We start from the raw sequence: 7,753 nt of genomic DNA, 5'->3' as shown, positions 1-7,753 counted from the left end.
CGGATTCCCCACGAGCATTTTTAATGTTGCCGCCGTAGGTTTTCGCCCCGGCAGTGAACCCAGACTTAATGCTATTCACCCCAACCTTATGAATCATCAAGCGAATTAATCCTTGAACCGCTCAAATACCTACCGTGTAATCACAGATTTCGCATACACAAAATCCTCCACCTCAGGAACCACGCGAACATACTCAGCACCCGGCGAAGGACTCCCCACCGGCCTTAGCCCCACATCACGCTGATCCAAATGAGCACTAGCAGGCACCTCCAACAAACGATACACCCACCGAAAATCTGTCACATACGCAGCAAGCGCACACATATCAGACACAGATAACGGATCAGCCCAATACCCATAATCCAGCCGAAACGCAATCTGCGACCCCACATACACACAGTTATACATCCCTGGCACAAACCGCGCCTTATACCCCTGCCGAGTCTGCACCTCAAACACCCCATGCTCTGTATTACGAGGATCAAAATAATACCCAGCAATCGCATGATATGGAAAACTCTTTCGAGCACCACCCAAAGGTTTATGCACAATCTCCGCACGCCGAAAATTCACATAATCATCACGACCGAACCTAATACAAAAAACAGCAACGGGAAACGTTACACAAACAACAAAAATAAAAGGGACGTATTCTTCCGAAGGCCTTCTTGCAATAAAAGCTAGAGCAATATAGCCTACAAAAAATATGATTGTTATCATCATGGCCCATCCTGCAATGGGGAACAATAAAGGACGCCTCTGAACAATATTCGTAAAACTCTCCACGAACTCCTCGACATCCCTAGCAGGAACAGATTCAGGAGTTTCTCCCAAAGTATCAGAGCGCTCATTCTTATGCACAGCACTTCCCTCAGCAGACGAGTCTTCTCCTGCTTTGCCGAATGTTGGCACACGATGCGAGGACGGTGTGGCACCCCAATCCATGGTATACGCCGAGGTTATTTTCTGATAGTAGTTCTTTTGTTTTTTCTCGCTTCGATACGAGAGGTAACTAAAGATAGCGATGCCGCTAAAGATGAGGGAATAATAAATATAGTTTCCCATTGTTGCTATTCTCCAGGCCCCTTATACTCTTTATCCCTATTATTCCTACCAATAACTTATGATTTCGACCTTTAAGTCAGGACTTCCTGCGAGCGAGTACAGTGCCTACACTGCCGGAGGTAGAAATCTAAACATCACTACTTAAAGGCCAGGTTGGTTGTACTCGACCGGTGCATGCCCGTTCCTGCATGTGCGTGGTTCAGCAACCGCCTCACGCGCGAAGCAGCCCGACATGCCGCGCCTAAATGTACTGTTCATGACGAATATCCTTGACTAACCCTTATGTGAAGGTTAGGGTAAATATATCCTATACAGTGTTCTGTGACACTCGCAAACATTAACTATATCTACGTTGATATAACTACAACCACACAAGGAGCAGCTATGCCGCACGTCCGCCCTGAACCTATCGCCCCTGAAAACAGCGGTTCACCAAGTTCTTTGGGCGGTAAGCCTGCGCCTATGCCTGAGCTCAAGCATGTTGATCCTCCGCAAAGCTCTGTTGACGACAACATGAGTATCGGCACGGCTGATAAGCCGCGCGCTATGCCTGACGTTCAGTTTGATGATGGGGCATCCGATAACCTCAGAAATGCGCTGAATTCTGCCGCAGACACTATCGAAACCCAGCAGGGTGGACGAGACGGTCTTTTTGATACTGCACGAGATAAATTTGAGGGCAAATACGCCCACGACTTTCATATGTGCCACGTACAACTTGCCAATAACTCCGCCAACGTTGTGGCGATGCTCCGTTATGGCGCGAAGCTGGTAGATTACATCAAAGAGTGCGCACATGTTGAAAACGAAAACCGTAAGAAAGCCCGGGAGTGGGAGAACCGCAACGGTTTGCAGCAAACTTGGGATGGTGTTGTTCTCAACAAACACCGTCCCGATTATGCTCCCAACCCGTCGAAACCTGCTGAGCCCGGCTCTGCCCCGCAGCGCGATGTCAATGCTGGCGCCCCTGATGCATCTGGCGGCACTTCCTCTGCTATTCCAGAGAACCTCGACGGCTACAATACTGCCTGTGTATCCTACGACAACGAAGCAGGCCTCAAGCATACCGACATTACGAATGCGCTAAACACCTACACAAGTTCGTGCCATCACGGGTCGCTCGATATCAGCGAAACAATCAACAGCATGGCGGGGTGGCTTCAACAGAGCAACCAGGTCAATACCTGGGTTTCTGGAGTTGCCCAGGATTTTAGGGATGCTGGGTCTGGCACCGGTAACATCAAAACCGTCTCGAATGCGTATCTGGATCAGCGTATGCAGGAGCGTGGAACTGGTGCTCCTCAGGTTCAGAAAATCGAGGTTCATCCCGCTCAGGTTACGGGCGAAATCCCTACTTCCGGCTTCGCAAATGATCCGGTGAACGTGGCAACGGGTAACTTCATTGAGCCTGAAACCGACCTTTCTTTCCCGGGAACTTTTGCGCGTAATCTGAACCTGAAGCGTATGTATAACAGCTTGGCTGTGACTAACTCGCAAGATATTCCTTCGGGTGTTTTTGGCATCGGATGGTCCTCTACTCTGGATCAGCGTCTTGAGTTTGATGCTGACAAAGCATCATGGTTTACCGCCGATGGGCGCGTCCTCACGTTCGCGCGTGAAGGTGAAGGATTCGCGCGTGCCTCTGGGGAAGCATGGTGGCTGACGAAGGCAAAACCGGGTTCTGATGCATATGCGCGAGTTGAAGCCTCGCAGCGTGAAACACAGCGACAGCTCAAGAATTCTCGTGGCTTAGATGAATCCGCAGATCAAGCTCTCACGCAGGAACCCTTCTATTGGATCGTGATGAATAACGCTCACGAATCCTTTGGGTTCAGCGCTTCTGGGGATTGGGTGAGTGCTACTGATGGGCACCCATCAAATACTGTGGTCGCATTCCGTGATGCGCAGGGGCAGGTTACAGATCTGGTGCATCCAGGATCCCAGCGCGGAATTCGTGTGAACTATGAAGCGCTAGTTCAAAGCACTGAGGCTCCCGAGTATCGCCCGATTAGCGCTTATACTTACAACACGACCGGCACCGAAGCCGATACGCCACTAATGGCTGCCGAATATTCGTATGAGGGTGAGCATCTGACGAGTGTGGCAACAAATGCGGGTGTCCGTTCGTATACTCACACGGATGCTGGACTTATCCGTGAGGTTATCAACGCCAACGGGATTGTAGAGGTTACCAACACCTATGATGAACTGGGCCGGGTAGTTCACCAGCTCACCGAGTATGGGCGCGAAGTTTCGTATACCTATACCCCGAGCTTGGTTACTATCGTGGCGGATGCTGAAACAGGGGATAACTCTAACCTCTGGACAAGCGATTCTAAGGGACGTCTGATCGGAATTACCGCCACCGACGGCAGTCGACAGACCATGCGGTACGATTCTTTCGGAAACCGTGTGGGTATTACTGAGCGCGATGGCTCCAGGACCGCGCGCGTATTCGATAACCGAGGCAGGCTGAAGCGTGAACGTACCCCCGAGGGTACCGACTATACTTACGGGTGGGATGAACACGATCGTATAACCGGCGTATCTGTGCGGGATGCACGTGATCCCCGCAATCTGGGTACGCCAATGACCGTGAGCTATGAATATGCGGATTCGGTGAACCCAAACCCAAGCGCTGTGACCGATGCAGACGGTGCTCAGACGCTTTATGACTGGGACGATAGGGGTCTTCTTACCCGAGTCACTGACCCGACGGGTGTATCCACAACCTTCGAGTACGATGCTTACGGTGATCTCGTCCTCGTGACAAACGGTGCGGGTAATACTACAACCTTGATACGTGATGACCACGGACGTGTTATTGGGGTTATAGATCCGCTTGGTCGTCGCGGTACGGCGACGTACAATTCTTCAGGCGCGCTTGCGAGTATCGAAAACGCAGATGGTGCCCGCTGGACTTTTGCGTACCCCGAGTTTGCCGTAGAATCCCTTCCCTCGCTGGTACGTAACAGCACCAATACGTCTTGGAGTCGTGGAAATCTTCCTACTTCGGTAACGGATCCCTACGGTGCTACCATCCGGTTTACCTACAATGCAGGCGGGGAAATTGCTAGTGTTACTAACCCGCTAGGTCATACGACCGAAGGCACTTTTGACACATGGGGTAACCTCGTTGGCCTCACTACCGCCAGCGGTGCCGTATGGAATTATGTTTATGATGGTTTGTCTCAGCTGGTTGAGGCTACCGATCCGAGCGGTGCTGTCACCCGGTATTCCTATGATTTGAACGGCGAGTTGTCTTCGGTGACGGATGCGACCGGTGTTGAAATTAAACGCAGGGTAGATCGTCAGCGTGGTATTGAGGAGATCGCGGATGCGTTCTCGTCCTCGTTCATTCACACGGATATTTTCGGTCGGGTTACGTCTGAGCAGAAACGTGCCCGGGGTGGGTCTTCTGCGAAGAAGGCCGATGTTGAGAGCGAGTTTATCACTTATGATGCCGCGGGTCGCCCGGTTGAGATTCTTGATGCTGCCGGTGGTCTGACCCGTTGTGAACGTGATGGCGCTGGGCGTGTGCTGCGGGTGATTTCTGCTGAAGGCCGTATCGAGACCTATGACTATGATGCTGCCGGGCGGGTGATCTCTCATGCTGTTGGTCTGGATGCTCCTGAGCGTTACACCGATGAAGCGGGGGTTTCGCGGGTTGTTGAGCCTTCTGCTTGGGCGATAACTCGCCTGGAGTATGATGCCGCCTCGCAGATTATTAAGCGTATTAACCCTGACGGTACGGTTGAGAAGATCACCTATGACGTGTGTGGTCGAGTGACCGGTGTGGAAGCCGGTGTACGTGTGGCATCGTACGAGTACGATTTGTGCGGTCGCTTAATTGGTGTGCGCGATAGTTCTTTTGGGCAGCGAAGGTTTAAGTACGATGCTGCCGGTCAGATTATCCAGGCAACGGACGGTCTGGGGTTCCGCACGCATTTCTCGTATACCGCAACCGGGCAGGTTTGCCGTGTTGTCGATGCTGCCGGCCAGGTGACTGATTATGAGTACGATGCGCTAGATCGTCTGGTGCGTGTGATTAAGGCTGCGGGTACGGTTGATGAGTCGGTGCAGGAGTACGCCTATGATGCTGCCGGTCGTCTGATTCGTGCTCACGATGGTGTACGCGAGTATACGCATACTTATGATTATGCTGCTGGTGGCCGCCTGTCACACACCTGTGTTGATGGTGTGAAGGCTGCCGAGTTTGGGGTGCAGGATCAGGGTCGTACCGTGTGGGTGCGCGATTACGCTAGTGCTCAGGCCCTTGACGGTAATGCGTCTGAGGATGCGTTTGTACAGCATCGGTTTGTGTATGATGCACGCGGTTTGCTGATGGAACGTTCACGCTCGAGCGTGATGACCGATACTTCGGGTGCATCCTCTGGCACGGCGGATGTAGATGCGCAGGTTCAAGCGTTGAATACTTTCACGAACACAGGCGCGTACACACTCACGCTGGGGTACGATGCCGACGGTTACCGCACGCGCATGGTGACCCCGTACGGTGAGACTGCGATTGCCCACGATGGTGCTGGCCGCGTGGCGAGTATGTCACGCGCTGATCAAGATGCTCACCGTGAGAGCCCTGCGGCGCAGTATTCCTACGATGCGATGGGCAGGCTTATCCGTGCCCAGTTAGGCGACATTCTCTCGCGCTGGGAGTTTGATGGTGAGTCTGGTCTGGTGTGCTCGTACTCGCGTGAGAACACAGCGAAGGCGGATTCGGTGGAGCGTACCGAGGTTATTCGCGATGAGCAGGGCCGTATTGTGGGCTTGGATTCTGCCGATGGGCTGGTGGTGTATACCTATGATGCTGCCGGTCAGCTCACGGGTTCTCGTGCTGGTGATCTGGAGTTTGAATGGGTCTTTGAATCCGGGCTCATGGTTTCTGAGCGCACTTGGCGTCATTCCAATGGCACGGACGAGCCTGAGGAGACTTCGCGGGTACTGTCGGGTGAACGTTCGTTCGCCTATAACCGTTTGAACCAACTCACCGAAATTATTGCTACCGACCGTACAGCGGAGCATACGTCCACGACAGTGACCACGTATGAGTACAATGCCGCTGGTGAACGTACCTGTGAGATTATCACCGATGACAGGGGTGTACAACGGGTTCGTGAGTACGCTTGGGGCGCGTATTCCGGGCTGGCCTCGGTAACGGATACGTATGTGACTGCTCACGGCGGTGAAGCTGCATCACGGGTTCGTATGGTAACTGATGTGACTGGTGAACTTGCCCAGGTAGCCGGGGTGAATGGTGTTTCGGTGCCGTTGTTGTGGGATCCGGATGCTGCTATGCCACAGATTTTAGGTGCTGGCGGCGTGCCTGCTCCCGGGTCTGACGGCGGTTTCTCCCAGGTTGGTATTGCCGGTGGTTTTGACCCGTGGGCTGTGCCGTCCATACTGGGTTCTGCACCGGATGCCCAGGGGATGAATATTCCTGGTCTTCCGCATGTTTTGAGTGCGGATGATAGCGGTGTGTGGGAATCTATGCTTCCTGCCGGGTTCTCGTTTACCGGTGCCGGGTCTGTGCGTGTTGCCGGTTTGGATGTGATGGGTGCCCGCGTCTTTGATGGTGCCTCGAAGCGTTTCCTCTCGACGGACCCGCTGGCCCAGGTGCCGGGTACTGGTTTCTTCGCGGATGTATATGCGTTCTGTGGGAACAACCCGGTAGGACTGATGGACCCGTGGGGTCTGAAGCCGATGTCGCCGGATGAGTTCCAAAAATATTCTAGGGACAAGGCTCAGAAAGATTTTCGGCAATATTTCGTTGCTGGTGCCATGCTCGTTGTGGGTCTTGCTCTGACGGCTGCTGCTGTGGCGACAGGACCGCTAGGCATGGTACTGCTGGGTGCTGCTTCGGGTGCTTTGATGAGTGGTGGTATGTCGGTGATTACCCAGAAGATGGAAGGTAAGAATGTTGATTGGGGCGCTGTTGGTCGAGACGCTCTGATTGGTGGTCTTGCCGGTGGTGCCGGTGGTGTAGTCGGCGGTATTTTTGCGAAGGGCGCTACTGTGGCAAAGGGCCTAGCAACGGCAGAGAAAGCGGGTAAAATCTCTCGTGTTGTACAAATGGGTGTGAAAGCATCGGATAAAATCAACGCTGGTATTGCCCGTATAGGAAACACCAAGCTTGTCTCTGCGTTCAGGAATAGTAAGTTTATTAATGGGGCGAGTAATTGGGTTGGTAACAAACTCTACGGTAAAACCTTCGAAGGCGGCGTTGATGAACTTGGTGCTAAGGTAATAGGCAGCGGGCTCCAAGAAGGCGTAAAAGATGGTACATCTTCTTCGGTGAAATATGCCGCAACAACTGATAATTGGAATGGTACAGACCAACTATCGGCTTTTGGCATGGGGTTTACTGGTGGTTTTGTGTTTGGTGCAGTTGGTGGTGGTGCAAACCAAGGGATGACTGCTTCATCAGATTTAGCAAAAGAAACAGGAAAAACAGCCAGCAAATTAAATAACCCCTGGACTCGTAATTACGCTAATGACTGGATTACTAGTAATGGTGCTGATGCCATATCTATCGGTTTAGACCAAAAGATGAGTCCGGAGGAGAAGGCTCAGAAGATGATTCAGAAAGTAGGAATTAACACGATCAAAAGTGCTGGTACTGCTGGGGCGAAAACCTATGGCGGCAACATTAAAAATGCTCGTGGGGAATCCG

2 protein-coding genes are annotated in these 7,753 nt (G+C 52.5%); one reads left to right on the top strand and one right to left on the bottom strand.

The annotated features are described in order from the left end of the window. Window positions 1-129: 129 nt before the first annotated feature. Window positions 130-1,065: a hypothetical protein gene (locus HMPREF3164_RS10730; protein WP_070450979.1), complete on the bottom strand. Its 936-nt coding sequence runs from the start codon at window positions 1,063-1,065 to the stop codon at window positions 130-132. Between the two features lie 384 nt (window positions 1,066-1,449). Between HMPREF3164_RS10730 and HMPREF3164_RS10725 the strand changes: the two genes are divergently transcribed. Further along, window positions 1,450-7,753 (top strand): DUF6531 domain-containing protein (locus HMPREF3164_RS10725; protein ID WP_070450977.1); only part of this gene is annotated, 6,304 nt, incomplete at its 3' end.

Source organism: Rothia sp. HMSC08A08 (assembly GCF_001808385.1).
In the GTDB taxonomy this organism is placed as follows: domain Bacteria; phylum Actinomycetota; class Actinomycetes; order Actinomycetales; family Micrococcaceae; genus Rothia; species Rothia dentocariosa.
Note: the sequence above shows the minus strand (reverse complement) of the source record. Positions and strands in the feature narration are given on the sequence as shown.

What these genes read in the sequence shown, in the direction of transcription:
- HMPREF3164_RS10730 (WP_070450979.1), bottom strand. Translation starts at nt 1,065, where the DNA reads ATGGGAAACTATATTTATTATTCCCTCATCTTTAGCGGCATCGCTATC.